Raw genomic sequence first — 25,279 nt, 5'->3', positions numbered from 1 at the left:
TGCACTGAGCCCGATCTCGCGACGCTAGTGATTTATCAAATGCCCAAGAAAAAAGCAGCCGCTCCCAACCGCGCCTTCAAGGTCGCCGACCAGATCCAGCGTGATCTGACGGAGTTGATCGCGCGCGAGTTGAAGGACCCGCGCGTGGGCATGGTCACGCTCCAGGCCGTCGAGGTCACGCCCGACTACGCGCATGCGAAGGTGTTCTTCAGCCTGCTCACGGGCGACGTGGCCGAAACGACCGAGGCTCTGAACCAGGCCGCAGGCTTCCTGCGCAACGGCTTGTTCAAGCGCCTGCATATCCACACCGTGCCGACGCTGCACTTCGTGTTCGACCGCACCACCGAGCGTGCGGCCGACATGAACGCGCTCATCGCACAAGCCGTCGCTTCGCGCTCGAAAGACGACTAGCCATGAACGCGCCACGCACAAGGGTGCAGCGGCGCCCTGTGCATGGGGTGTTGTTGCTCGACAAGCCGCTGGGTTTCTCCAGCAACCAGGCCTTGCAGAAAGCCAAGTGGCTGCTGCGCGCCGAGAAGGCGGGCCATACCGGCACGCTCGACCCGCTGGCCACCGGCGTACTTCCGCTGTGCTTCGGCGCCGCCACCAAGTTCAGCCAGCTGCACCTGGACGCCGACAAGACCTACGTGGCCACGGCACGCCTTGGCGTGAAGACGTCCACCGGCGATGCCGAGGGCGAGGTTGTTTCCCGGCGCCCGGTCCATGTCACCCCTGAGGACCTGGCACGCGTTGAGGCGCAGTTCACCGGTCCGATCCGCCAGGTGCCGCCGATGCACAGCGCGCTCAAGAAAGACGGCAAGGCGCTGTACGAGTACGCCCGCGAAGGCGTGGAGGTCGAGCGGGCGCCGCGCGACGTGGTCATCCACAAACTCGAGATCCGGGTGATCGACGCCGACACCGTCCGCATCCTCGCGTCCGTCAGCAAGGGCACCTACATCCGCACGCTCGGCGAAGACATCGGCGAGGCGCTCGGCTGCGGCGCGCACCTGAGCTCGCTGCGGCGCGTCGCGACCGGCGGCTTCGCCGAGGCCCAGTGCGTCACCATCGAGGCGCTGGAGGCCATGGACGAGGAGGAGCGCCTCGCGCAGCTCCTGCCGGCCGAATCGCTCGTGGGCGGCCACAGCCGCGTCACGCTGGGCACGGAAGATGCGGCACGCTTTCTTTCGGGCCTGCGCCGCCGCGGGGCTGGGCCGATGCGGACGAGGTGGCCGTCTTCGGCGCCCAGCCGCCGGCTTTTCTCGGCACGGCCCACGTCAAGGCCGGCGAACTGATTCCGGGGCGCTTGCTGAACCCCATCGAAATCCAGCAAATTCTTTTGAACGCACAACAGACCGAAGCGACACCATGAGTACCAAGCAAATCCGCAATATCGCCATCATTGCCCACGTTGACCATGGCAAGACCACGATGGTCGACCAGTTGCTGCGCCAGTCGGGCACCTTCGCCGAGCACGAAAAAGTGGTCGACACCGTGATGGACAACAACGCGATCGAAAAGGAACGCGGCATCACTATCCTGGCCAAGAACTGCGCCGTGAGCTGGAAGGGCACCCACATCAACATCGTCGACACCCCCGGCCACGCGGACTTCGGCGGCGAGGTGGAGCGCGCTCTCTCGATGGTCGACGGCGTGCTGCTGCTCATCGACGCCCAGGAAGGCCCGATGCCGCAGACCCGCTTCGTGACCAAGAAGGCGCTGGCGCTGGGCCTGAAGCCCATCGTGGTGGTGAACAAGGTCGACAAGCCGGGCGCCAACCCCGACAAGGTGGTCAACGCCGCCTTCGATCTGTTCGACAAGCTCGGCGCGACCGACGAACAGCTCGACTTCCCGGTGGTGTACGCCTCGGGCATCAACGGCTGGTCCTCGCTGGAAGAAGGCGCGCAGGGCGAGCAGTGGGGCCCCGACATGTCGGCCCTGTTCGACACCATCCTGAAGCACGTGCCCTCGCAGAAGGGCGACCCGGCCGCGCCGCTGCAGCTGCAGATTTCCGCGCTCGACTTCTCGACCTTCGTCGGCCGCATCGGCGTGGGCCGCATCAGCCAGGGCACGCTCAAGCCCATGATGGACGTGCTGGTCATGGAAGGCCCCGATGGCAAGACCATCAAGGGCCGCGTGAACCAGGTGCTGACCTTCCAGGGCCTGGACCGCGTGCAGGCCACCGAAGCCGGTCCGGGCGAGATCGTGCTGATCAACGCATTGCCGACATCGGCATCGGCGTGACCGTCACCGACCCGGCCAACCCGGCTCCTCTGCCGATGCTGAAGGTCGACGAGCCGACGCTGACGATGAACTTCTGCGTCAACACCAGCCCGCTGGCCGGCCGCGAAGGCAAGTACGTCACCAGCCGCCAGATCTGGGACCGCCTGCAGAAGGAACTGCAGCACAACGTCGCTCTGCGCGTGAACGAGACCAGCGAAGAGGGCGTGTTCGAAGTGATGGGCCGCGGCGAACTGCACCTGACCATCCTGCTGGAGAACATGCGCCGCGAAGGCTACGAAATGGCCGTGTCCAAGCCGCGCGTGGTGTTCCGCGAAATCGACGGCGAGCGCCATGAGCCGATCGAGCTGGTGACGGCCGACATCGAGGAAGGCCACCAGGGCGGCGTGATGCAGGCACTGGGCGAGCGAAAGGGCGAACTGGTCAACATGGAACCGGACGGCCGCGGCCGCGTGCGCCTCGAATACCGCATTCCGGCGCGCGGCCTGATCGGCTTCACGAACGAGTTCCTGAACCTCACGCGCGGCTCGGGCCTCATCAGCAACATCTTCGACAGCTACGAGCCGCACAAGGGCGACATCGGCGGCCGCAAGAACGGCGTGCTGATCTCGATGGACGACGGTGAAATCTTCACCTACGCGCTGGGCAAGCTGGACGACCGCGGCCGCATGTTCGTGAAGGCGAACGACCCGGTGTATGAAGGCATGATCGTCGGCATCCACAGCCGCGACAACGACCTGGTGGTGAACGCCACGCGCACCAAGCAGCTGACGAACTTCCGCGTCTCGGGCAAGGAAGACGCGGTCAAGATCACGCCCCCGATCGAACTCACGCTCGAATACGGCGTGGAATTCATCGAGGACGACGAGCTGGTCGAGATCACGCCCAAGAGCGTGCGCCTGCGCAAGCGCTTCCTGAAGGAGCACGAGCGCAAGCGCGCCAGCCGCGACCTGATGCAGGGCTGAGATCGAACGGCCGCTCGCAAGGCACTGTTCTTTTTCTTCTCTCTCCATGCGCCTGACGCACGGCGGCGCCGTCTGGCTGATGGTCGTCGTGACCCTGATGTGGGGCACGGCGGGCGTCGTCACGCGGCATCTGACGCAGGCGCACAGCTTCGAGATCACCTTCTGGCGCAGCCTCTTCACGACGCTGGCGCTGCTGGTGATCCTGCCGCTTTGGCGCGGACGCGCCGTGTTCTCCCAATTGCGCCGCGGCGGGCGCGAGATCTGGATCTCCGGCGCGTGCTGGGCCGTGATGTTCACGGCCTTCATGGTCGCGCTCACGCTGGCTTCGACGGCCAGCGTGCTGGTCACCATGTCGCTCGGGCCGCTGTTCACGGCGCTGGCGGCGCGATTCTTCATTGGGCACCGGCTGCCGGCGCGTACCTGGCTGGCCATCGTGGTCGCGGGGGCGGGCATCGGCTGGATGTATGGCACGCAGCTGATGGCAGGCGGTGGCGGGTCGCTGGCCGGCACGCTGCTTGCGCTGTGCGTACCGCTGGCGGGCGCGGCGAACTGGACCGTGGTTCAGCACGCTCAGGCCAAGGGGCACAAGATTGACCTGGTGCCGGCGGTGCTCATCGGCGCGGTGATCACGGCGCTCTTCACGCTCCCGTTGGCGTGGCCGTTCCGGGCCGGCGCGCATGATCTCGGGCTGCTGGCTTTCCTGGGCGTGTTCCAGCTCGCCATTCCGTGCGTGCTCTCGGTGCTGTGCGCCCAGGTGCTGAAGGCGCCCGAGGTCGCGCTGCTGGCCTTGCTGGAAGTGATCTTCGGCATCGCGCTGGCCTGGATCGGTGCAGGCGAACAACCCGCGCCAAGCGTGCTGGCCGGCGGCGCGCTGGTGATCGGCGCCCTTGTGTTCAACGAGCTCCTGGCGCTGCGCGGACGGCGCACCGCCGTTGCCGACACCGCGGTGCCGGGCGCGCACTGACTTTTTTCGCTACTGCCGCAGGCTTGGATTCGGCACGCCGATGCTGCCCATGCGCGCCTCGAGCACCTTGCGCATGAAGGTCTGGGCGAAATCGTCGCCCACGCGCCAGCCGCCGTTGTCGTCTTCCACGAAGGTGAATTCACCCTTGACCGGCAGCGAGCTGTCGCTGCCGGAAAGAGCGCTCATCAGGCTGTCGTTGTATTCGACGACCAGCGGGCAGGCATGGCCCGTGCCGTCCTCCAGCTTTCGGCAGGGGCCGGTGGGCTCAATCTCGGCAATCGCGCGCGAACGGTTGGGGTCCTTGCGCACGAGGCCGGAGTCGGTGCGCGGGCGCATGCGCGCGGCCGAGGCCATCCGCGCGGCGCCGAGCGGCGCCGCGCCTTCGCGGAAAGCCTTTTCCATCGCCTCGCGGCCGATGGGCTCGGCGTTGTAGAGCGGCCGGCCGTCGGCGTCGAGATTCCCGAAGCGGGCCTCGACGATGGCCACATCCGCGCCTCGCACCACCATGTCGTCGCCCTTCGGTTCGGTGGGGCCGATGGTGTAGGCCATCGGCTCCCTGCTGTCGCCCTGGGTCATGACCGCGGTGCAGCCGCGGATGCGCTCCGGCTTGCGGTAGCCGACTTCGCGCATGCCGCCGACGGTGGGCGTTTCGATCACGGCTCCCGCGTCGGGATCGAGGCGGCGCATGCGCACGTCCATGCTCACGCGGCGCATGAGGCTGTCGAGCGTCTTTCGGGTGGACGCGGCATCGCAGGCGGGCACGCTGGCCGGAGCGAAGGCATACCAGCCGATCCCGCCGCCGATCACCGCCACCGCTACGGCGAACTTCAGCGCGCCGATGCGGCTGGTGCGTTTCTGGCGCGCTTGCCATGCCTTCACGGCCTGCTCGTCCGCCTCGATGAGTGCCTGCGCGCCGGCCACGATGCGCACGCGCTCGACGGCCGTGGCAAAGGCCGGCTCGGCCGCGACCTGGGCACGCAGGGCGTCGAAGCGCTCTCTTTCGAGCGGACCTTCCGTGGCCAGCCAGGCCAGCGTGGCGATGGGGGAGGCGGGCACGGTGCCCACGACGGGCGTTTCTATCAGCGCCATGTCGCGCGTCTCGGCGTCGATCAGGGAGTCCTTGCAGAGCGATTCGACGGCTTCGTGCGTGATTCCCTGTTCCGCGAGTTCGAAGAGGTCGTCGGCGTCGATGGCTGTGTCGGTGGCGTCGTCCCAGTGCGGGGCGTCCTCGTCGATACGGTCGACCGCGGCGTTCTGTTCTGCCTCGGTGACGAGGCCGCGCACGCGCATCCATGCCAGTGCATGGGCCGGGCTCGGCAGCGGAGGGAGTGCGGCGGTCTCGGGGTGGGCGAGCACGGCGCCGTGCTGCGCATCGCTGATCAGGCCATGGTTCAGCAGGGCGCGGAACGCGTCCGGATTGGCGTCGGGAGTCATGCGGGGATTCTGCCGTGTGCGGCGCCGGCCCCGTACCGGGGGAACCGGCAAGAAAAACGCCGGCGGGAGCCGGCGTTTGCAAGTCGAGCCTGAAGTCGATCAGGGACGGGCGATCTTCCAGGCGCCGTTCGCGAAGCCGTCGCCGGTCTTGTCGCCTGGCTTGGCGTCCTTGGCCCAGTAGTACAGCGGCCAGCCCTTGTAGGCCCACTGGCGCTTGCCGTCTTCGCGAATGATGATGGTGTAGCCACCGATGGGCTTTGCGGTGTCGGCCACGCCCAGCGGAGGCCAGTTGGCGGCGCATTGGCCGTTGCAGGCGGAGGTGCCGGCACCGGCGGTGTCCTTGGTGAAGGTGTACAGCGTCATTCCGTTCGGCCCGACCAGCACGCCGTCGGCGGTGCGGGTGGGCGTGTCGGGTGCGCTTGCGGTCTTGTTGGACATGCTGCCGCAGCCGGCAAGCAGGGCCGCCGCGAGGATCGAGGCGCTGAGCAATTTCATGCAGTTTCTCCTTCGGTTGAAAAATCGCGAAAACCAGGGCCGGCGGCGAAGCACCGGACGAGGGGGATGCGCGAGCCGGCAGTTTATGCGGTCATCAAGACAGATCGCGGTAGGCCAGCGTCGCAAGTTTGAGCAAAAGGTCGCGCGGCAGCTTGCCGGCGATGGCGTAGCCGAAGCCCTGGTCCACCCAGTAGAAGCTCGGCACGGGGCCCTCGGAGGCAAAGCGGAAGGCGGTTTCGTTGCCGACGGGGCCGCCGGCGGCACGTGCGTCGAGGGTGCCGACGTAGAGCGTCACGCGCTCGCCGGCGGCATCCTCGAACATGAACTGCGCGCGCGCGCCGGTCTCGCCGGGCAGCAGGCGGCCGCCGACCAGCGTGTAGCCCTGGCTGGAGAGATCGGGCACCTTCAGCGGCCGGTCGAGGCGCCTGGAGAGCCACTGGACCAGGTGCTGCTGCTCGGACGCGGCCACTTCGACGGGGTGCCGTTTTTCGGGCGCATAGACGGCATGGGCCACCGAGGCGTCGTGCACGAATTCGCGCAGGGCCGGCGCTCGGGCCAACTGCGCGCCTGCGTGCGGCGCGGACCATCGGGCCCATTGCGCATTCCCGATCCAGCCGGCGGCGAAGGCCACCAGCAGGCCGGCAGCCAGGCCACCCCAGCGCATCCAGGAGCCGCCTGGGTTGCGATCGAGCGCGCCCATCAGCGGCGTGGGAATGGGCGTGTCGAGCAACTCGCCGTGCAGCCGGCGCAGCGCATCGCGCTGCGAATGCCACGCCGCGACCTTGGCGGCCACGGCGGGATCGCGCGCCATCGCAGCCTCGACCGCCTCGCGGCGATCGGGGGCCAACTGGCCGTCGACCCAGGCATGCAGTTCGTCTTCGGTAGGGGGCTGGGCGGGGCGGTTCATGGTCTTGCTGCGGTGGGTTCGTTCACTTGAGACGGCGCAGGCCCGGGCGTGCCGGGGCCGATGCGCCATCCATCAGTTCCTGCAGCCGGACGCGGGCGCGCGAGAGGCGCGACATCACCGTGCCGACGGGAACGCCGAGCACCTTGGCGACCTCGGCGTACGACAGGTCTTCGAGTGTCACCAGCAACAGCACGGCACGCTGCTCCTCGGGCAGTTGCATCAGGCAGCGCTGCAGGTCCAGGCCCGTGCCCTGGTCGCGGCCGGGATCGGCGAGGCCCTGCACCTCGTGCGCCACGTCGTCGAGCGGCACCACAGCGTGGGGCGGCGGCGTGCGCCGCACCTGGCTCGCGAAGATGTTGTGCATGACGGTGAAGAGCCAGGCGCGCAGGTCGCTGCCCACCACCCACAGTCGCCACTTGCCGCAGGCGCGCTCCAGCGTGTCCTGCACCAGGTCGTCGGCCGCCCAGGCATTGCCCGTGAGCGCCCGCGCGTAGCGGCGCAGGCTCGGGATGTGCTCTACGAGCAGGCGGGCGTCCATGGGGTGGCTGGCTGGTCAGGGCCTGGCGGTCTTCCAGGTGCCGTTGACGCCGTCACCGGTCTTGTCGCCAGGCTTCGTGTCCTTGGCCCAGTAGTACAGGGGCCAGCCCTTGGCGGCCCATTGCTTCTTGCCATCGTCGCGCGTGACGATGGTGAAGTCGCCACCGGGCTTGTCACCATCGGCGGCCATGAAGGGCGGCCAGTTGGTGGCGCAGGCGCCGTTGCAGACCGACTTGCCGTTGCCGGCCGTGTCCTTGTCGAAGGTGTATAGCGTCATGCCGTTCGGCCCGACGAGCGCGCCGTCGGCGGGCTTGGGCTGGGCGAAGGCGGGGACCGCGAGAACGGCGCTGAGCAGAACGGCCGAAGATGCACGGAAAGGCGACATGGAGAACTCCTTGTGTTGGCGACACCGGCGTTCCGGTGACATCCGCACAAACGCCCGCGGCCGGGCCTTTATTCCACCACCCCGCAAAAAAGTTCAGCGGTTGCGGCTCTTCATTGCGCGCTCGACCTCGCGCTTGCCTTCGCGGTCCTTGATGGTGTCGCGCTTGTCGTGCTCGGCCTTGCCCTTGGCCAGCGCGATCTCGCACTTCACCTTGCCGGCCTTCCAGTGCAAATTGAGCGGCACCAGCGTGTAGCCCTTTTGTTCGACCTTGCCGATCAGGCGGCGAATCTCGTCCTTCTTGAGCAGCAGCTTCTTGGTGCGCACCGAGTCCGGGTTGACGTGGGTGGAGGCGCTCTTGAGCGGGTTGATCTGGCAGCCCAGCACGAAGAGCTCGCCGTTGCGGATCACGACGTAGCCGTCGGTCAGCTGCACCTTGCCTTCACGCAGCGATTTGACTTCCCAGCCTTCCAGGACCATGCCGGCCTCGAAGCGCTCTTCGAAGAAATAGTTGTACGCAGCCTTCTTGTTGTCTGCGATGCGGGAGGAGGAGGTATCTTGTTTTTTGGTGGCCATGACTCGGAAATATGGGGGCTGCATGGCTTCAATACAATCCGTCGCGCACGCTGTGCCGATTCTATGAAAACAGTCAACAAGTCCGTCCTCATCTGGTACAGCGCCGAAGAGATGTATGCGCTCGTCACCGATGTGGCCAAGTATCCGCAGTTTCTTCCGTGGTGCGACAAGTCGCGCGTCATCGAGGAAGACGAGGCCGGCATGACGGCCGAAGTCGGTCTCGCATTCGCCGGCCTGCACCAGAGCTTCACCACCCGCAACACCCATGTTCCGGGGCGTGAGGTGCAGCTGAAGCTGGTCGACGGCCCGTTCTCCAACCTCGACGGCAAATGGAAGTTCACGCCGGTGGGCGAGCAGGGCGAGCGGGCCTGCCGCGTCGAGCTGCACCTGAGCTACGGCTTCAGCAACTTCGCCCTGCAGGCGCTCGTGGGCCCCGTGTTCGACACCATCGCGTCCAGCCTGGTCGAGGCCTTCGTCAAGCGCGCCGAGCAGGTCTACGGCTCGTCCTGAGCGGACGATGACCATCGAGGTCACACTGAGCTGCTCCCCCGCGCCCCGCGAGGTGTTCGAGCAGGTGCTGCATCTTCCTTCCGAGGCGACGCTGGCCGATGCCGCGAAGGCCAGCGACCTCTCGCAGCGCTTTCCGGATCTCGATTGGCGCCACGCCATGACGCCCGGTATCTGGGGCAAGGCCGTGGACTGGGACCAGACGCTCAAGGACGGCGATCGCGTCGAGCTGTGCCGGCCGCTCACGGTCGATCCGAAAGTGGCGCGCCGGGAGCGCTTCCAGCGCCAGGGTGCGCGGGGCACCGGCCTGTTCGCGAATCGCCGCAAGGGCGGCAAGGCCGGTTATTGATCGTTTGACCGCGGCTTACTTGCAGTCGCTGTTGATCACGTCCTGGATGCGCTTCTGCTCGGCGGCGCGGGCGTTGTCATCCATGATCTCGCGCTCGCCCTTGGCGTTGACACGCGCAAGGCGGATGCCGCTGTCGACCGTGGCCTTGCTCTGGCGGGCGAGGGCGCAGTTGTCGGCCTTGGCCTTGGCCACCTTGGCTTCTTCGGCGGCCTGCTTGGCCTTCTGCTCGGCTTCGGCTTTCTTGGTCTTTTCCTCGAGTTCCTTGTCCACGCCGGTGGGCTTCGGCGCTGCGGCGGCCTTCGGCGCGGCAGCGGGGGCCTCGGCGGTGCCTTCCGCGGCCGGTGGCGCGTCGACGTTCGGGTTGGCGGTGGAGCGCGCCGCGGGCGGCGGGCCCACGCGGCGCAGGATGTTTTTCTCGGGGACGTCGGGCGGCGGGGCCTGGTCGCTGAAGACCTTCTTGCCGTTCTTGTCGAGCCATTGCCATTGGGCGCTTGCCGACATCGGCAGCGCAACGACACATCCCAGTACCAGCCAGTGCACGAATTTCATCCCTGAAGTTTAGCCGGGCCTTACTTTTTGCAACATCCGGATAGGGTGGTTTTGCAACGTTCGTCAATCGCCCGCACCGGCAAACCCATTGGCGGCCTCGTTACAATCCTTCTTTTGGAGCCTCACCCATGCGCCTTCTCGGCAAAGCGCTGACCTTCGACGACGTGTTGTTGGTGCCAGCCTTCTCCCAGGTCCTGCCCAAGGACACCTCCCTCGCCACCAAGTTCTCCCGCAACATCACGTTGAACCTGCCGCTCGTTTCCGCGGCCATGGACACCGTGACCGAAGCCCGCCTCGCGATCGCCATCGCGCAGGAAGGCGGCATCGGGATCGTGCACAAGAACCTCACCGCGCAGCAGCAGGCCGCAGAAGTGGCCCGGGTGAAGCGCTACGAGTCGGGCGTGCTGCGCGATCCGGTCGTGATCACGCCGACGCACTCGGTGCGCCAGGTGATGGCCCTGTCCGACCAGCTCGGCATCTCGGGCTTCCCGGTGGTCGACGCCGGCAAGGTGGTCGGCATCGTCACCGGCCGCGACCTTCGCTTCGAGAGCCGCTACGACGTGCCCGTCAGCGAGATCATGACGCGCCGCGAAAAGCTCATCACCGTGCCCGACGGCACCACGCTGGCCGAGGCCAAGGCGCTGCTGAACAAGCACAAGCTCGAGCGCCTGCTCGTCATCAACGGCGACTGGGAGCTCAAGGGCCTCATCACCGTCAAGGACATCACCAAGCAGACCAGCTTCCCCAACGCCGCGCGCGACGCCAACGGCCGCCTGCGCGTGGGCGCCGCGGTGGGCGTGGGTGACGGCACCGAGGAGCGCGTCGAGGCGCTGGTGAAGGCCGGCGTCGACGCCATCGTGGTCGACACCGCTCATGGCCACAGCGCCGGCGTGATCGAGCGCGTGCGCTGGGTCAAGAAGAACTACCCGCAGGTCGACGTGATCGGCGGCAACATCGCCACCGGCGACGCCGCCCGCGCGCTGGCCGATGCCGGCGCCGACGCGGTCAAGGTCGGCATCGGCCCCGGCTCCATCTGCACCACCCGCATCGTGGCCGGCGTGGGCGTGCCGCAGATCATGGCGGTCGACAGCGTCGCCACCGCGCTGCAGGGCACGGGCATTCCGCTGATCTCCGACGGCGGCGTGCGCTACTCGGGCGACATCGCCAAGGCCATCGCGGCCGGCGCCAGCACCGTGATGATGGGCAGCATGTTCGCCGGCACCGAAGAGGCGCCGGGCGAAATCGTGCTGTACCAGGGCCGCAGCTACAAGAGCTACCGCGGCATGGGCTCCATCGGCGCGATGCAGCAGGGCAGCGCCGACCGGTACTTCCAGGAATCGACCACCGGCAACCCCAACACCGACAAGCTGGTGCCCGAAGGCATCGAAGGCCGCGTGCCCTACAAGGGCTCGATCGTCTCGATCGTCTACCAGATGGCCGGCGGCGTGCGCGCCAGCATGGGCTACTGTGGCTGCGCGACCATCGAGGACATGCAGAACAGGGCCGAGTTCGTCGAAATCACCACGGCCGGCATTCGTGAGAGCCACGTTCACGACGTGCAGATCACGAAGGAAGCGCCGAACTACCGCGCTGATTGACCACAATCTGGCCTGACCTTGAAAGTCAGGCCAGACTAGGTTTAAAATTTGGCCAGATTCAAATTTTCTGGCCCAAATGCAATCCATCGGCATCGCCGAAGCCAAGAACAACTTCTCCGCCCTGATCGACTCCGTCGAAAAGGGCGAGGAGGTTCGCATCACCCGCCACGGCAAGGAAGTCGTGCGCATGCTGCCGGTGCGCCGCAAGCCGGTCATCACCGACGAGCAGATCGAGCGCGAACTGGGCCAGATCGACGCGCTCCACGCCACCATCCAGCCCGGCCCGCAGCCGCGTGCGCTGCTCGACGAAGGGCGCCAGCAATGACGGCCTTCGTGATGGACGCCTCGGTCACCGCCGCCTGGCTGCTTCCCGACATGGCCAGCGAACATACCCGCAGGCTCTACGCCGCCATCCGCCGCGACGAGGTCGAGCCGCAGGCGCCCAACGCCTGGCAATGGGAGTGCGCCAACATCCTCGCCAATGGCGTGCGCAGCGGCCGCATTCCGTCGTCCGCCGTCGAAGGGCTGTGGAGCGTGCTCGACGCCATCCGCCACCGGGTCGAACTGCACGAGCTCGCGCCGGCCCAGCACAAGGCCGTGCTCGCCGTGGCCATCGACGCCGGCGTGTCTCTCTACGACGCGGGCTATCTCTGGCTCGCCAAATCGCTCAATCTCCCGCTCGCCACCTTCGACGAGCAACTCATCCAGGCTGCACCCCAGGCGGGAGTGAAGCTGCTCGACATTTCAACGCTCTGAGTCCTTTCGCCATGCAACACGACAAGATCCTCATCCTCGACTTCGGCTCGCAGGTCACGCAGCTCATCGCACGTCGCGTGCGCGAAGCCCATGTGCTGAGCGAAGTGCATCCCTGCGACGTCACCGACGAATGGGTGCGCGAATACGCCGCCGACGGCCACCTCAAGGGCGTGATCCTCTCCGGCAGCCACGCCAGCGTGTACGAGGAAACCACCGACAAGGCCCCGCAGGCCGTGTTCGACCTGGGCGTGCCCGTACTCGGCATCTGCTACGGCATGCAGACCATGGCACACCAGCTCGGCGGCAAGGTCGAAGGCGGCCACAAGCGCGAGTTCGGCTTCGCGGCGGTACGCGCCCACGGCCACACCGCGCTGCTGAAGGACATCGCCGACTTCACCACGCCCGAGGGCCACGGCATGCTCAACGTGTGGATGAGCCACGGTGACAAGGTCACCGAGCTGCCGCCGGGCTTCAAGCTCATGGCCAGCACCGAGAGCTGCCCCATCGCCGGCATGGCCGACGAGGCGCGCCGTTACTACGCGGTGCAGTTCCACCCCGAAGTCACGCACACCATGCAGGGCAAGGCGATCCTCGAGCGCTTCGTGCTCGGCATCTGCGGCGCGAAGCCCGACTGGGTCATGCGCGACCACATCGCCGAAGCCGTCGAGAAGATCCGCGAGCAGGTGGGCGATGAAGAAGTCATCCTGGGCCTCTCGGGCGGTGTCGATTCGAGCGTGGCCGCCGCGCTCATCCACCGCGCCATCGGCGACCAGCTGACCTGCGTGTTCGTCGACCACGGCCTGCTGCGGCTGAACGAGGGCGACATGGTCATGGAGATGTTCGAAGGCAAGCTGCACGCGAAGGTGATCCGCGTCGACGCCAGCGATCTCTTCCTCGGCAAGCTCGCGGGCGTGAGCGACCCCGAAGCCAAGCGCAAGATCATCGGCGGCGAGTTCGTCACCGTGTTCAAGCAGGAAGCCGCGAAGCTCAAGGCGGGCGGTGGTGGACACAAGGGCGCGACCTTCCTGGCGCAGGGCACCATCTACCCCGACGTCATCGAGTCGGGCGGCGCCAAGAGCAAGAAGGCCGTCACCATCAAGAGCCACCACAACGTGGGCGGCCTGCCCGAACAGCTCGGTCTCAAGCTGCTGGAGCCGCTGCGCGACCTGTTCAAGGACGAAGTGCGTGAACTGGGCGTGGCCCTCGGCCTGCCGCCCGAAATGGTGTATCGCCACCCATTCCCCGGTCCCGGCCTGGGCGTGCGCATCCTCGGCGAAGTGAAGAAGGAATACGCCGACCTGCTGCGCCGCGCCGACGCGATCTTCATCGAGGAGCTGCGCAACTTCACCGACGAAGCCACCGGCAAGACCTGGTACGACCTCACCAGCCAGGCCTTCACCGTATTCCTGCCTGTCAAGAGCGTGGGCGTGATGGGCGACGGCCGCACCTACGACTACGTGGTCGCACTGCGCGCCGTGCAGACCAGCGACTTCATGACCGCCGACTGGGCCGAGCTGCCGTACGCGCTGCTGAAGAAGGTGTCGGGCCGCATCATCAACGAGGTGCGCGGCATCAATCGCGTGACCTACGACGTGTCGAGCAAGCCGCCGGCGACGATCGAGTGGGAGTGACGAACGACGCAGCGCGGCTGCGCTGATGCAGGGTCGCGTCGATCAGGCCTCAGAAGAAACGGACTCTCAGAAGCTCGCCTTCAAACCCACCGTAAACATCCCGCCCTTCGCCTGCTTCGACAGCTTGCCGAAGTAGTCGTAATCCGCGGTGACCGACAGGTTCTGCGTCATGCGGTACTCGGCGCCGAAGCCGGCCATCATGCCGGTCGAGCTGCCCGAGATGCGCTGGCTGGGCAGCACCCAGTTGTTGTCGCCGGAGACGCGCCCGCGCGCGATGCCCAGGCGCCCGTTGAGCGCGAAGGATTCGCCCAGCGGCAGGCGGGCGGTGGCGGCCGCGTAGAAGACCTGGCCGGTGCCGGACTGCAGGCGTGAATAGGCGCCGTTCGAACTCCACTGGCTGACGCGGCCAAGGCGTGCATAGCCGGCTTCGACGCCGAAGGTTTCGGTGAAGCGATACCCGCCGTACAGCTTGTAGGCCGTTCCGCTCTTGCTGCTCTTCTCGCCGCCCCATGGCACGGGCACGCGGTTGGAGGACGAGAGGCTGTAGCTCGAACGGCCGATGGCGCCGCCCACATAGATGCCGGAGTCCTGGTTCTGGCCGGCGGCGCTCGCAGTCATGGAGACGGTACCTAGCAGAAGGGCTGCTGCGAGGACGGTGCAGGCTTGCGTTTTCGTCAAGATGAAGTTCCTGGTTGGATGGTTGATGAGATCGATCGACAGGTGGCTTCCGTGCATTGACTGCCGCAGTGCCACCAGCGTGAGACGATTCTCGAAACGCAGCCTGAAGGAGTGCTTGTCGCTTGCTGAAGAGCAGATGAAGGGCGCATGCCATGGGCGATGATCGAGGCATGTCAGATCAGCTTCTTCTTCCCGGTATCGAGCCTCCGCCCAAACCCTTGCCGCGCCCTCGGAGCAAGGCGCGCAGCAGCAAGGCTCCGGCGCCGGAGCACTCTCTCTTCTTCGCAATTCTTCCGGGCCCGCAGGATGCCGCTTCGATCGCCGCGCTGGGCGAGCGCATGAACTCGCAGCACGCACTGAAAGGAACGTTGGTAGCGGCGCATCGCCTGCACGTCACGCTCTTCGATCTGGGCGAGTACGCAGAGGTGCCGGCCGACAAGGTCTCGTTGGTCACGAAGGCAGCCGCCTCGGTGCCGCCTCCCGCGTTCGACATCGTCTTCGAGAAGGCGATGAGCTTCGCCAAGGGCGCGCTCGCGCTGTGCTCCGACGACGAGGAGGGCACCTCCGCGCTCAAGGCCTTCAGGCAGCGCCTGGGCGAGGCGCTCGCCGATGCGGGCCTGAAGCCCGCGCGCTCTTTCACGCCGCACATGACGCTGGCCTACGCACGGCGCAAGCTCGAAAGGCATGCGCTCGAAGCACCGGTCCGGTGGTCGGCAGGTTCGCTGGTGCTGATCGACAGCCATGTGGGCGAGGGCGTGCACGAAGTGCTGGGCCGTTGGCCCGATGCGGCCTGAAAGGATGGAGCTCTGCGCTCTGTTCTGCCTCGCATCGACGCCTTCTGTATCTGTTTCGTCTCGCACGCGCTGATGACAATGGCACTCCCTTTCACGGAATCGACATGACAGCAGAAATGACCCGGGACCAGATCGCAGACCAGATTGCCGCCGAGTTGGGCCACAGCTTCGACGGCGAGATCATTGCCGGTGGCCATTACGTGCCGCTGGTGCGCGACGGCCGCACGATCTACCTGAGCGGCCAGGTGCCGCGCGTGGGCACCACGGTGGTCGTCACCGGTCGCGTGGGCGATGCGGTGTCGCTCGACAAGGCGCGCGAGGGCGCGCAGATCTGCGCATTGCGCAGCCTCGCACTGCTGCGGCGCGCGCTCGGCTCGCTCGATGCGGTGGAGAAGGTCCTGCGCGTCGGCGTGTTCGTGCAATGCACGGCCGATTTCACCCAGCAGAGCGAAGTGGCCGACGCCGCTTCCGACCTGCTGCACCGCGTGTTCGGCGAGGCCGGCGTGCATGTGCGCACGGCGGTCGGCGTCTATGCGTTGCCGAAGAACGCGACCGTCGAGGTGGAGATGACGGTCGCCGCGAAGCACAACATCGGCTAGCGCGGCGCGATGGCCAGGATGTCCCGCGCCAGCTGCGCGATCGTCAGCGGCGCGCAGCCTTCGGCGTTGTTGCTCACGGTGACGAAGGCGTTCTGGCCCGCGCGGGTGGTGCCGGCAATCACCTTGGCGAGCGCGGCGCGCGTTTCCGGATCCGGGTCGACGATCTTGTCGAAGGGGCCGTAGAGCTTTTCGGCGTCTTCGTACCCGAAACGGCCGTGGCGCCGGTGCAGGTTCCAGCGGCACACCAGTGGGCCGGGCCACATGGCGCGCAGCATCGGAAGCTGGTCCTCGATCGGCGGCATCTTCGCGTGCAGGCCCATGCAGAAGGTGGCGCCCACGCTGCGCAGCATTTCGGCGAAGGCGGGGTTCAGCAGTTGCGGGTCGCGCACTTCGACGGCGATCACGGCGTCCGGCGCGGTCGACGAAATGTCGGGCAGCGATTCGAGCATCGCCGCGATGCGCGCCAGCAGCGCGGGCTGGTCGGCCAGGATGTGCCCCGGAATCGGGCTCAGCTGGAACACCAGCACGCCGATGCGATGGCCCAGCCCTTCGAGCGCGGGCAGCACGAATTCCTGCCGCGCGATCTCGCTGCTGAGGAACACCGGGTTGGCCTGCATGCCGCGGCCGCTTTCGTCGCGCACCGTCGCGTCGGTCACCAGGCTCGGCGCCTTCACCATGAAGCGGAAGTCGTCGGGCACCATGCCCGCGTAGCGGGCGTACTGGCTGGCGGTGAGGGCACGGTAGAAGTTGCGGTCCACGCTCACGGTGCGGAACAGCGGATGCTTCGCGAGCGCGGAGAGGCCGTTCTTCGAGAGCACTGTCTCGGCGTATTCGCCGTCCCAGACCAGGTTGGCCCAGCCGGGGTAGCTCCACGATGAGGTGCCGAGGCGCAGGTTGGGCGGCAGCGCAGCCGCCAGCTCGACCAGTTCCGGATCGCTGGGCGCGGGCTCGACCGTGGCGGCGCGCGGCTTCTTCTTCGCGGCTGGCTCGGCGGGCGGCGGCGCGGCCGAAGGAGCATCCTCGGGGCGCGGAAGATCGGGAAAGAGGGAGTCCTGTACGTCGGCCATGGCTGGTTCCGCATTTTCGGCCAGGCGAATGGCTTCGCCGCGCCGGGCACAATCCGCGCCATGAAACAGTGGTTGCGCGCGCAAGGTGGTTGGTGGCTGGCATGGCTTGCCCTTACCGCCGTGGGCGCTGTGTGGATCGCACGCGCCGAGCTCGCGCAGATGCAGCAGGACTTCGAGACCGACGTGCGCATCGCGCACCGTCTCATGAGCCAGCAGATGGTGCAGTACGACGCCGTGCTGGCCACGCTCGCGCTGCTGGAGCCCAGTACGGGCGCGGAACATCCCGAGCAGCGCCTGCCTTCCGTCTATTCATCGATCCTGCGCGTGCAGCGGCGCGACCGCGACCAGCCGTGGCCCGACAGCGCCCGCGCCGGCGCACTGGAAGCCGCCGAGGCGCGTTCGCGCAGCCTTCAGCGCGCCGATCTGGCCACGCTCGATCTGGCCCGTGGCCGCTACACGCTGGTGATCGGCGCCACGCCATTCAGCTATGCGCTCGACATCGACCTTGCAGGCTCCGTGCCGTGGCGCGACTGGCCGATGAATCCGCAGCGCAGCCCGGTACGGCTGAGCCTGCAGCGCGACGGCCAGCAGCTGGTGCTGCAACCCGGCGCCCTGTCCGCGAGCCCGGAGAGCGGATGGCGTTTCGCCCTGAGCAAGGCGCTGGCCTCGCCGAGCCAGCCTTTCGATCTGGTGGCCGAGCGGCAGGTGGGCTGGGGAGAGCTGCCATGGCGCGCCATCGCCGGCTGGGCCCTGGCGATGGCGGTGTTGGTGGCGGGACTGTGGGCCGCGCAGCGCCAGCGCGTGGCGCGGCGGCGGGCCGAGGAACTGCTGCGGCTCGGTCAGGTCGCGCGGCTCAATGCGCTCGGAGAACTGTCCGCAGGCCTCGCGCACGAACTCAACCAGCCGCTGACGGCGGTGCTCGCCAACGCCCAGGCCGCCCGCCGGTTGCTCGACGAAGAGCCGCCCGACCTGGCCACCGCACGCGACGCCATGGGGCAAGCCGTCGAGCAGGCCCGGCGCGCGGCCGGCGTGGTGGGGCGCCTGCGCCGCGTGATAGAGCGGCCCGAGGCCGGCGGCGATACCAGGCCACTGGTGCTGCAGGAGGTGGTGCGCAGCGCCATGCACCTGCTGGCGCCCGAGTTCGCGAAGCACGACGTCGCCGCGCAGTTCGATGCCACGGCCCAGGCGCCGGTGCGCGTGCAGGCCGAGGCGGTGGCGCTGGAACAGATCGTGCACAACCTGCTGATGAACGCGCTCCAGGCGCTGGAGCTCGTGCCGGCGGCCGAGCGGCGCCTCGTGGTGTCCGTCGGTCGCAACGGGCAGGAGGGCGTGCTGACCGTGACGGACAACGGACGCGGCATCGCCCCCGAAGCCCTGCCGCGCCTATTCGAACCTTTCTTCAGCACACGCGAGGGCGGGCTGGGCCTCGGCCTGAGTCTCAGCGAGACACTGGCCGGCGGCATGGGCGGCAGCCTGAGCGCCGCCAACGTCTCGCCGCGCGGCGCGCGTTTCACGCTGCTGCTGCCACTCGTCGCACCATCGCCGTGAACACCTCGAGCACCCATCCGCCGCAGTCCCCGCTGGTCCACCTGATCGACGACGACCAGGCGGTGCGCGACGGCCTCTCGCTGCTGATCGGCACGGTCGGGCTGCGGGTGCAGGCCTGGGCCGATCCGCAGGCTTTCATCGACGGGTTCGACCGCGCGAGCGTCGGCGCCATCGTGCTGGACGTGCGCATGCCCGGCATCAGCGGGCTCACCGTGCTCGACCGGCTGGTGGCGCAGGGCGTGGACCAGCCGGTGATCATGCTGACCGGCCACGGCACGGTCGAGATGTGCCGCCGCGCCTTCAAGGCCGGCGCGGCCGAGTTCCTCGAAAAGCCGGTGGACGACGAACAGCTGCTCGAGGCATTGCAGCAGGCGGTGCGCCAGCACGTGCGCTCGCGCGAACGCTCGCAGGCCGACAACGCCGCGCGCGAGCGGGTGGCGCAGTTGTCGGAGCGCGAGCGCGAGGTGCTGGCCTTCATCGTGCAGGGGCTCACCAACAAGGAGATCGCGCGCACGCTCGCGCTGTCACCGCGCACGGTCGAGACGCACCGCGCCAACCTGTTCGCCAAGCTCGGCTGCGATTCGCTGGCGCAGCTGATCCGGCGCTATGCGGTGCTGGTGGACGGGGAGGGCGCTCCGTAGAACTACGGAGCGCCGGGCGTAGCCGTACGAATGGCACGCGCGGGCGGCGTTTTCTACAGTGGCGCAGCCGTCGGCAACAGCCGGCGCAACAACCCGAATCCACTGGAGATAACGAACAATGCAATCCATCCTCCGCCTCGGCGGCGCCGCCGTCCTGCTCGCAGCATCCGTCGCCCAGGCACAAGCCCAGGCCCAGGCCCCCACACCGGCTGTGCGTACCGAGAAGAACATCTCGCTCGCCCTGGCCAACCAGATCGCCGCCGAAGCCGTGGCCGCCTGCGCCGCCAACGGCTACAACGTGGCCGCCACCGTGGTCGACCGCGCCGGCACCGTGCGTGCCGTGCAGCGCGCCGACAACGCCGGCCCGCACACGCTGGCGTCGAGCGAGCGCAAGGCCTGGACTTCGGCTTCGGCCAAGAGCCCCACGCAGGCCATGATGGAAGGCGCGCAGAAGAACCCCGGCGCCGCCAACCTGGTGTACCTGCCGGGCTTCCTGCTGCTGGGCGGCGGCGTGCCGGTCAAGTCGGGCAATGAAGTGATCGGCGCGGTCGGCGTCGGCGGCGCGCCCGGCGGCCATCTCGACGACCAGTGCGCCAACGCGGCGCTCGAGAAGGTCAAGGGTTCCCTCTGATGATGGCGCGCGGTATCTGGCCGGGCCTGCTGGCGGTCGCGCTCGGGCTGGGCGTGCCGCTCGGTGCGCTCGCCCAGGTGCCGCCACTGGCGGCCGAGGTTCTGGCCTTCGACGGGCTGCACCAGGCCGCCTGGCATGGCGATGCGCAGAAGTTGAAGGCGCTGATCGCCTCGGGGGCGAATCTCAATGCACGCGACACGCGCGGGCGCACGCCGCTGCACGTTGCCACCTTCGCCCGCCAGCGCGAGGCGATCAAGCTGCTGGCCAAGGCCGGCGCCGACCTCGACCTGCTCGAAGACGACCGCTACGACGCCGTCACCATCGCCGCGGTGGCCGACGATGCCGCGACGCTCTCGGTGCTGCTCTCGCTCGGCGCCAAGGCCGGGCAGACCACGAGCCGGTACGACGGCACGGCGCTCATCGCGGCCGCGCATCTCGGGCACGATGAGGTGGTGCGCAGGCTTATTGCAGCCGGCGCGCCGCTGGACCACCTCAACAACCTGCACTGGACGGCGGTGATCGAATCCATCGTGCTCGGCGACGGCGGCCCGCGCCACCAGCGTACGCTGTCCGCGCTGGTCGACGCCGGCGCCGACATCAGGCTGACGGACCGCCAGGGCAACACGCCGCTGCAGCTGGCGAAGGCGCGCGGCTACACCGCGATGGCGAAGCTGCTGGAGACACCGCGCGCAAAGTAGGCGGCTCGGGGAGAATGGGGCCTCGCCACGAGGCGCCACGAGGAAACCGCCCCATGTACATGCCCCCGCAGTTCAATGCGAAGGACCCGGCCATCGCGCTGGAGCTGATGCGCTCGCATCCCTTCGCGAGCCTGATCTCGAACGACGACGACGGGCTGCCGTACGTCACGCACCTGCCGCTGGTCGCCGAGCAGCGCGCGGGCGACGAACTGGTGCTGTGGGGCCATTGCGCCAAGCCGAATCCGCATTGGCGCTACCTGCAGGCCAGGCCCCGGGCGGTGGCCACCTTTCTCGGGCCGCATTCGTACCTCTCTCCCTCCGTCTACCCCGACCTGGCCCGCGTGCCGACGTGGAACTACCTGGCGGTGCATTGCACCGTCGAGGCACGGCTGATCGAGGAGCCCGCCGACAAGGACGCGCTGCTCAAGAAGCTCATTCACGACCACGAGCCCGCCTACGCGCAGCAGTGGCGCGACCTGGGCGAGGAGTTCCAGCTCAAGATGCTGGCCGGCATCGTGGGCTTCGAGCTGCGCGTGACTGCCCTGCAATGCAAGATCAAGCTCAACCAGCATCGCCGCGAATCGCATGCCGCGATGCACGCGGTCTACAGCGCTGGCACGCCGGACGAGCGGGCGCTCGCCGTGTGGATGGGCCGCCTGGGCATGGCCGCCGAGGCTCTCGTGGCGGAGGGCGGCTGAGATGCGCGGACTGGGCCTGATCGGCCTCGTGCTCGTGCTGGCGATCGTCGGGCTGGTCGCGAAGAAGCAGATGAGCAGCATGGCCTCTTCCGCACAACCGTCCGTGCCTGGCGTTGCGGCACCCGCCGCGGGCGATGCGCGAATGAATCCGCAGCAGGTGCAGCAGCAGGTCAAGGAAGCGCTGGACGCCGCGGTCAAGACACGCCAGATGCCCGATGACAACTGAGGCGACTCCATTGCCGGACGTGCACGACGACACGCACTGGATGGCGCTCGCGCTCGCCGAGGCGCGGCTTGCCGCCGAAGCGGGCGAGGTGCCGGTGGGCGCGGTGCTGGTGAAGGACGGCCGCCTGGTCGCGACGGGGCGCAACACGCCGGTCGCGCAGAACGATCCGAGTGCGCATGCCGAGATCAACGCGCTGCGTGCGGGAGCCCTCGCGCTCGGCAACTACCGGCTCGACGGCTGCGAGCTGTTCGTCACGCTCGAACCGTGCGCGATGTGTTCAGGGGCGATGCTGCATTCGCGCCTCGCTCGCGTGGTGTACGGCGCGGCCGATCCGAAGACTGGCGCGGCCGGCTCGGTGCTCGATCTCTTCGCGGAGCCACGGCTGAACCATCGCACGGTGGTGCAGGGCGGGGTGCTGGCGCAGGAGTGCAGCGCGGTCTTGCAGGCTTTTTTCCAGCAGCGCCGGAACGCTGCGCGCGCGACTGCCGAGCCCTTGCGCGACGACGCACTGCGCACGTCGCCCGAGCGCTTCGAGGCCTTGGCCGGCTATGACTTCGCGCCGCATTACGTGCAGGACCTGCCGAGCTTGCAGGGCTGGCGCATGCACTACGTCGATGAAGGTGCGGAGGATGCGGCCTGTTGCCTTTGCCTGCACGGTCCCGGCGAATGGGGCTACTTCTTCAGGCATCTCGTGGGCCTGCCGGGGCTGCGCACGCTGGTACCCGACCTGATCGGCTTCGGCAGGAGCGACAAGCCCAAGCGCGAGGCGGCGCATAGCCTGCAATGGCATCGCCACGTGCTGCTCGAATGGATGGCGCGGGTGGGAGTCGAGTCGGTGGCGCTCGTGCATAGCGAGGCCGCTTCCGAACTCGCCGTGCTGCTGCAGGCGGCAGCGCCCGGTCGGTTCGCGGCGGCACTGGTCGCGCCGGAGGGGCACGAGCACATCAAGGACGCATGGCGCGCGCCTTTTCCCGACCGGGGATACGAAGCAGCGCTGCGCGCACTGGGGCCTCTTGCCACTTCCTCGGGGCCGACGCCGGAGCAGGCCCGAACGGTCGTTCTGCAAGTGCGAAACGCAATGGGATACTCGAACGCGTGACCAAACACATCTATATCTACTCTCCCTCCAGCGCGGTCCGGGACAAGGCCGCTTTCCGGCGCGGCGTGAAGCGGCTCAGAGCGCTGGGTCATGAAGTCGAAGTCGACGACGCGGCGCTGTCGGTGCACCAGCGCTTCGCGGGCGACGATGCCACGCGGCTCGCCGCGATCTCGCGTGCCGCGGCCAGCGGCGCGGACGTGGCGCTCATAGCACGCGGCGGCTACGGGCTCACGCGCATCCTCGATGCGGTTCCGTACAAGGCGCTCACGAAGGCGATCGAGAAGGGCACGGAGTTCGTCGGCTGCAGCGACTTCACCGCGCTGCAGAACGCGCTGCTGGCCAAGACCGGCGCGGTGACCTGGTCGGGCCCCGCCGTCGGCGAGGACTTCGGTGCGGAGGCCGGTCCCGACGACATCATGGAAGCCTGCTTCGACGACCTGCTCACAGGGCAGGGCGAAGGCACGGGCTGGCGCATGCCGGCGCGCGATGTCGATCTGAAGTTCAAGCCCGTGCAGGACGCCACGTTGTGGGGCGGCAATCTGTGCGTGCTGACCAGCCTGCTCGGCACGCCTTACTTCCCGATGGTGGAGAAGGGCGTGCTCTTCATCGAAGACGTGAACGAGCACCCGTACCGCGTCGAACGCATGCTCGATCAGTTGAAGATGGCCGGTGTGCTGGCGCGCCAGCGTGCCATCGTGTTCGGGCAGTTCACCGGCATCCGGCCGGTGCCGGGCTACGACCGCGGATTCGGCCTCAACACCGTGATCGACCGGCTGCGCGCAACGCTCAAGGTGCCCGTGCTCGCGGGCCTGCCGTTCGGCCACGTGCAGACGAAGGTGTTATTGCCCGTGGGTGCGAAGGTGTCGATGGCTGCGGAAGGGCGTGATATTTTTCTCGTTTGGGGCCACAGGCATGCACATGGTCATGACGACCACCATGGACATGACCATCATCACGCCCATTGATCCGGACACAAAGAGAAATAGAACGTTAAAAATCAGAACGGCCCCGAGGGGCCGTTGCAGTTTCAGTTGTTTTTGGTGAAGCGCTGATGCGCGCGCGGCCCCATCGAGCCGGGCAATCCGCCCTTGAACATGCTGTTGATGGCTTTCATCTGGCGGCGCGCGGCGGTTTCGCCGTCGATGGCGCTCAGCGCGATCATCACGTCCTGCCGCAGGTACCAGAGAGCTTCGACGTCGGCGGCAAAGCGCACGCGCTGGCTGACGCGCTGCACGGAATGACCGCCATGGCCCTGGAGCGCCGACAGCATCGCGGTACGGATGCGCCCCAGCTGGTTCTCCGTCGCTTGACGGGATCCGGAGCCGGGTACGTTCAGCAGACGGAGAAGACGGCGAAAGAGCATGGGACGGGAAGTGTGTTGCCGGAACCGAGAACGGCCGCTACCTTAAGCCTGAGTTAACCATTCCACAAGATCTGAAACGTTGTTTCTTGTTTGCAAACAACACGCTTTACTTATCGTTTTCACTAGTCATTGAATTTTGTTTTCCAAAGTACTACAAGCCGATGAATGACTCTGTCTGCATTCGCCCTGTCGGCAGCAGCGTATACCCGGGAAGACAACAAAAGGGGCACGCAAGCTGCATATTCCGTGTGTGAGCGGGCGCGCGTACGCAGCGCCGGCCGCATGGACATGGAAGTGCGAAGGGCCCCGGGCAATTACAACCATCGGTAGAAATCGAGAAGAGCAAAAAGTATGGGTGTCAATTCCACAGTCGTATTCGCGGACTTGACGGGGAGCACGAGGGTCTTCGAGGCCATGGGAAATGCGCGGGCCACGGAGACAGTGACCCGTCTGACGCAATGGATCGGCGGCGTGTGCCAGGCGCACGGCGGCCGCGTGGTGAAGTCGCTCGGCGACGGCGTGTTCGCCATCTTCACCAGCGGTGCCGCGGCCACGCATGCGGTCATCGAGTTGCAGCGCTATCACCAGAAGCGGCTGCTCGCGTGGCCCGCGCCCCTGCGCATGGCGTTGCAGATCGGCGTGGCCAGCGGTGAGGTGGTGGAAGTCGAGGGCGACTGCTACGGCGATGCCGTCAACCTCGCCTCGCGTCTGAGCGACCTGGCCGGCCCGGGCCAGATCTGGGTGACTGCCGCGGTCATCTCCCAGTTGCGCGAAGGTTCGGTGCAGCACCGCGACCTCGGCCTCATCAACATCCGCGGGCGCAGCGAGATGTCGGTCGTCCACCGGATCGACTGGCAGGAGGACGTGACCTCGTTCCTCACCGTGCCCGCAGCGCTGGCCCCGCTGCGCATGCCCGATTCCTCGTTCGGCCAGATCGAACTCGCGTGGCTCGACGTGCGCTCGATGTTCCGCACAGAGGAGCTGCCGATCCACCTCGGCCGCGTCGACGACGCCCAGTTCGTCGTCAACGACCCGCGCGTCTCGCGCCTGCATGCGCGCATCGAGTTGCGCCAGGGCAGCTGCGTGCTGATCGACGTCAGCACCTACGGCACCTGGGTGCGTTTCCACGGCAACGACGGCCCCAGCACCGAGATCGCCTTGCGGCGCGAGGAGTGCGTGCTGCACGGCCGTGGAGAGATCGGCCTGGGCGCGCCGCTCAGCGATTTCAGTGCGCCGACCATCGCTTTCAATACGAGCAGCGGCGACGTGATGCTGTCGCGGCGCGAAATCGCGCGCTGATGCGGCCGCGCACCGCCCGAAGCGGTGACGTTTGGCTACCATGGCTGGAT

General features: G+C 67.5%; 29 protein-coding genes and 2 pseudogenes. 21 read left to right on the top strand and 10 right to left on the bottom strand.

Annotated elements, in window-relative coordinates:
- Nucleotides 1-39: 39 nt before the first annotated feature.
- The 4 genes and pseudogenes from rbfA (at nt 40) to ACAM57_RS16660 (ending at nt 4,167) form a co-directional block, all read left to right on the top strand.
- Nucleotides 40-411: a 30S ribosome-binding factor RbfA gene (gene rbfA, locus ACAM57_RS16675; protein WP_019652808.1), complete on the top strand. Its 372-nt coding sequence runs from the start codon at nt 40-42 to the stop codon at nt 409-411.
- Nucleotides 412-413: 2 nt separating this feature from the next.
- Nucleotides 414-1,369, top strand: a pseudogene (gene truB, locus ACAM57_RS16670) (tRNA pseudouridine(55) synthase TruB).
- Nucleotides 1,366-3,203: pseudogene (typA, locus tag ACAM57_RS16665) on the top strand (translational GTPase TypA). Before truB ends, typA begins: the two co-directional pseudogenes overlap by 4 nt.
- 46 nt (nt 3,204-3,249) lie before the next feature.
- Nucleotides 3,250-4,167, top strand: coding sequence for a DMT family transporter (locus ACAM57_RS16660; protein ID WP_369658215.1), 918 nt, complete (start codon nt 3,250-3,252; stop codon nt 4,165-4,167).
- Between the two features lie 9 nt (nt 4,168-4,176).
- Here the strand turns inward: ACAM57_RS16660 and ACAM57_RS16655 are convergent, their stop codons facing one another.
- The 6 genes from ACAM57_RS16655 to smpB all read right to left on the bottom strand — a co-directional run bounded on the left by ACAM57_RS16655 (nt 4,177) and on the right by smpB (nt 8,498).
- Nucleotides 4,177-5,601 carry a hypothetical protein gene (locus ACAM57_RS16655; protein WP_369658214.1) on the bottom strand — a complete coding sequence of 475 codons (1,425 nt, stop codon included), beginning with the start codon at nt 5,599-5,601 and terminating at the stop codon, nt 4,177-4,179.
- 99 nt (nt 5,602-5,700) lie between these two features.
- Nucleotides 5,701-6,096, bottom strand: a complete 396-nt coding sequence (locus ACAM57_RS16650) for an ATP-binding protein (protein ID WP_126019540.1) — start codon at nt 6,094-6,096, stop codon at nt 5,701-5,703.
- Nucleotides 6,097-6,190: 94 nt separating this feature from the next.
- A complete protein-coding gene (locus tag ACAM57_RS16645) occupies nt 6,191-7,003 on the bottom strand; it encodes an anti-sigma factor (RefSeq protein ID WP_369658213.1) in 813 nt (270 codons plus the stop codon).
- Between the two features lie 22 nt (nt 7,004-7,025).
- Complete coding sequence (locus ACAM57_RS16640) at nt 7,026-7,541, bottom strand: RNA polymerase sigma factor (RefSeq protein WP_369658212.1); 516 nt, start codon at nt 7,539-7,541, stop codon at nt 7,026-7,028.
- Nucleotides 7,542-7,556: 15 nt separating this feature from the next.
- Nucleotides 7,557-7,925, bottom strand: coding sequence for a hypothetical protein (locus ACAM57_RS16635; protein ID WP_184638094.1), 369 nt, complete (start codon nt 7,923-7,925; stop codon nt 7,557-7,559).
- A gap of 93 nt (nt 7,926-8,018) precedes the next feature.
- Nucleotides 8,019-8,498: an SsrA-binding protein SmpB gene (gene smpB / locus ACAM57_RS16630; protein ID WP_126019548.1), complete on the bottom strand. Its 480-nt coding sequence runs from the start codon at nt 8,496-8,498 to the stop codon at nt 8,019-8,021.
- Nucleotides 8,499-8,561: 63 nt separating this feature from the next.
- Between smpB and ACAM57_RS16625 the strand changes: the two genes are divergently transcribed.
- Complete coding sequence (locus tag ACAM57_RS16625; protein WP_126019549.1) at nt 8,562-9,008, top strand: type II toxin-antitoxin system RatA family toxin; 447 nt, start codon at nt 8,562-8,564, stop codon at nt 9,006-9,008.
- A gap of 7 nt (nt 9,009-9,015) precedes the next feature.
- Complete coding sequence (locus ACAM57_RS16620) at nt 9,016-9,354, top strand: RnfH family protein (RefSeq protein WP_126019551.1); 339 nt, start codon at nt 9,016-9,018, stop codon at nt 9,352-9,354.
- A gap of 15 nt (nt 9,355-9,369) precedes the next feature.
- Here ACAM57_RS16620 and ACAM57_RS16615 read toward each other — a convergent pair whose 3' ends face one another.
- A complete protein-coding gene (locus ACAM57_RS16615) occupies nt 9,370-9,903 on the bottom strand; it encodes a DUF4124 domain-containing protein (protein ID WP_126019553.1) in 534 nt (177 codons plus the stop codon).
- Between the two features lie 128 nt (nt 9,904-10,031).
- On the opposite strand from ACAM57_RS16615, the gene guaB reads away from it, so the two are divergent.
- The 4 genes from guaB to guaA all read left to right on the top strand — a co-directional run bounded on the left by guaB (nt 10,032) and on the right by guaA (nt 13,888).
- Nucleotides 10,032-11,501: an IMP dehydrogenase gene (gene guaB, locus ACAM57_RS16610; RefSeq protein ID WP_369658211.1), complete on the top strand. Its 1,470-nt coding sequence runs from the start codon at nt 10,032-10,034 to the stop codon at nt 11,499-11,501.
- A gap of 76 nt (nt 11,502-11,577) precedes the next feature.
- Nucleotides 11,578-11,826: a type II toxin-antitoxin system Phd/YefM family antitoxin gene (locus tag ACAM57_RS16605; RefSeq protein WP_093195299.1), complete on the top strand. Its 249-nt coding sequence runs from the start codon at nt 11,578-11,580 to the stop codon at nt 11,824-11,826.
- A complete protein-coding gene (locus ACAM57_RS16600) occupies nt 11,823-12,257 on the top strand; it encodes a type II toxin-antitoxin system VapC family toxin (RefSeq protein ID WP_184638092.1) in 435 nt (144 codons plus the stop codon). Before ACAM57_RS16605 ends, ACAM57_RS16600 begins: the two co-directional genes overlap by 4 nt.
- A gap of 11 nt (nt 12,258-12,268) precedes the next feature.
- Nucleotides 12,269-13,888: a glutamine-hydrolyzing GMP synthase gene (gene guaA, locus ACAM57_RS16595; protein WP_184638090.1), complete on the top strand. Its 1,620-nt coding sequence runs from the start codon at nt 12,269-12,271 to the stop codon at nt 13,886-13,888.
- A 66-nt stretch (nt 13,889-13,954) separates the two neighbouring features.
- Here the strand turns inward: guaA and ACAM57_RS16590 are convergent, their stop codons facing one another.
- Nucleotides 13,955-14,566, bottom strand: a complete 612-nt coding sequence (locus ACAM57_RS16590) for a porin family protein (RefSeq protein ID WP_369658210.1) — start codon at nt 14,564-14,566, stop codon at nt 13,955-13,957.
- A gap of 218 nt (nt 14,567-14,784) precedes the next feature.
- Here ACAM57_RS16590 and ACAM57_RS16585 point away from each other — a divergent pair, with 218 nt between their 5' ends.
- Together ACAM57_RS16585 and ACAM57_RS16580 are read left to right on the top strand one after the other, a co-directional pair.
- Entirely contained in the window at nt 14,785-15,360 is a 576-nt protein-coding gene (locus ACAM57_RS16585) for a 2'-5' RNA ligase family protein (protein WP_369658209.1), read from the top strand.
- A gap of 104 nt (nt 15,361-15,464) precedes the next feature.
- Nucleotides 15,465-15,959, top strand: a complete 495-nt coding sequence (locus ACAM57_RS16580; RefSeq protein ID WP_369658208.1) for a RidA family protein — start codon at nt 15,465-15,467, stop codon at nt 15,957-15,959.
- Here ACAM57_RS16580 and ACAM57_RS16575 read toward each other — a convergent pair.
- Entirely contained in the window at nt 15,956-17,026 is a 1,071-nt protein-coding gene (locus ACAM57_RS16575; protein ID WP_126019565.1) for a DUF72 domain-containing protein, read from the bottom strand. The two genes, ACAM57_RS16580 and ACAM57_RS16575, sit on opposite strands and share 4 nt — an antisense overlap.
- Before the next feature lie 60 nt (nt 17,027-17,086).
- Between ACAM57_RS16575 and ACAM57_RS16570 the strand changes: the two genes are divergently transcribed.
- The 8 genes from ACAM57_RS16570 to ACAM57_RS16535 all read left to right on the top strand — a co-directional run bounded on the left by ACAM57_RS16570 (nt 17,087) and on the right by ACAM57_RS16535 (nt 23,532).
- Complete coding sequence (locus ACAM57_RS16570; RefSeq protein ID WP_126019567.1) at nt 17,087-18,574, top strand: sensor histidine kinase; 1,488 nt, start codon at nt 17,087-17,089, stop codon at nt 18,572-18,574.
- A complete protein-coding gene (locus tag ACAM57_RS16565; protein WP_369658207.1) occupies nt 18,571-19,215 on the top strand; it encodes a response regulator transcription factor in 645 nt (214 codons plus the stop codon). The genes ACAM57_RS16570 and ACAM57_RS16565 overlap by 4 nt, the downstream gene beginning before the upstream one ends.
- 118 nt (nt 19,216-19,333) lie before the next feature.
- On the top strand, nt 19,334-19,846 hold the full coding sequence (locus ACAM57_RS16560; RefSeq protein WP_369658206.1) for a heme-binding protein: 513 nt from the start codon (nt 19,334-19,336) through the stop codon (nt 19,844-19,846).
- On the top strand, nt 19,846-20,544 hold the full coding sequence (locus ACAM57_RS16555; protein WP_369658205.1) for an ankyrin repeat domain-containing protein: 699 nt from the start codon (nt 19,846-19,848) through the stop codon (nt 20,542-20,544). Before ACAM57_RS16560 ends, ACAM57_RS16555 begins: the two co-directional genes overlap by 1 nt.
- Nucleotides 20,545-20,597: 53 nt before the next feature.
- Nucleotides 20,598-21,242, top strand: a complete 645-nt coding sequence (locus ACAM57_RS16550) for an FMN-binding negative transcriptional regulator (RefSeq protein ID WP_369658204.1) — start codon at nt 20,598-20,600, stop codon at nt 21,240-21,242.
- 1 nt (nt 21,243) lies between these two features.
- Nucleotides 21,244-21,468: a hypothetical protein gene (locus ACAM57_RS16545; RefSeq protein WP_126019577.1), complete on the top strand. Its 225-nt coding sequence runs from the start codon at nt 21,244-21,246 to the stop codon at nt 21,466-21,468.
- Nucleotides 21,458-22,567, top strand: coding sequence for a tRNA adenosine(34) deaminase TadA (gene tadA / locus ACAM57_RS16540; RefSeq protein ID WP_369658203.1), 1,110 nt, complete (start codon nt 21,458-21,460; stop codon nt 22,565-22,567). The genes ACAM57_RS16545 and tadA overlap by 11 nt, the downstream gene beginning before the upstream one ends.
- Complete coding sequence (locus ACAM57_RS16535) at nt 22,564-23,532, top strand: LD-carboxypeptidase (protein WP_126019582.1); 969 nt, start codon at nt 22,564-22,566, stop codon at nt 23,530-23,532. The genes tadA and ACAM57_RS16535 overlap by 4 nt, the downstream gene beginning before the upstream one ends.
- A gap of 62 nt (nt 23,533-23,594) precedes the next feature.
- Here the strand turns inward: ACAM57_RS16535 and ACAM57_RS16530 are convergent, their stop codons facing one another.
- Nucleotides 23,595-23,930: a hypothetical protein gene (locus ACAM57_RS16530; RefSeq protein ID WP_126019584.1), complete on the bottom strand. Its 336-nt coding sequence runs from the start codon at nt 23,928-23,930 to the stop codon at nt 23,595-23,597.
- Between the two features lie 351 nt (nt 23,931-24,281).
- On the opposite strand from ACAM57_RS16530, the gene ACAM57_RS16525 reads away from it, so the two are divergent.
- Entirely contained in the window at nt 24,282-25,229 is a 948-nt protein-coding gene (locus ACAM57_RS16525) for an adenylate/guanylate cyclase domain-containing protein (protein ID WP_126019586.1), read from the top strand.
- Nucleotides 25,230-25,279: the final 50 nt, after the last annotated feature.

The sequence above is a fragment of the Variovorax sp. V15 genome (assembly GCF_041154425.1).
GTDB lineage: Bacteria > Pseudomonadota > Gammaproteobacteria > Burkholderiales > Burkholderiaceae_C > Variovorax > Variovorax guangxiensis.
The sequence above is the reverse complement of the archived record's forward strand: the minus strand, read 5'-3'. Positions and strand labels throughout refer to the sequence as shown.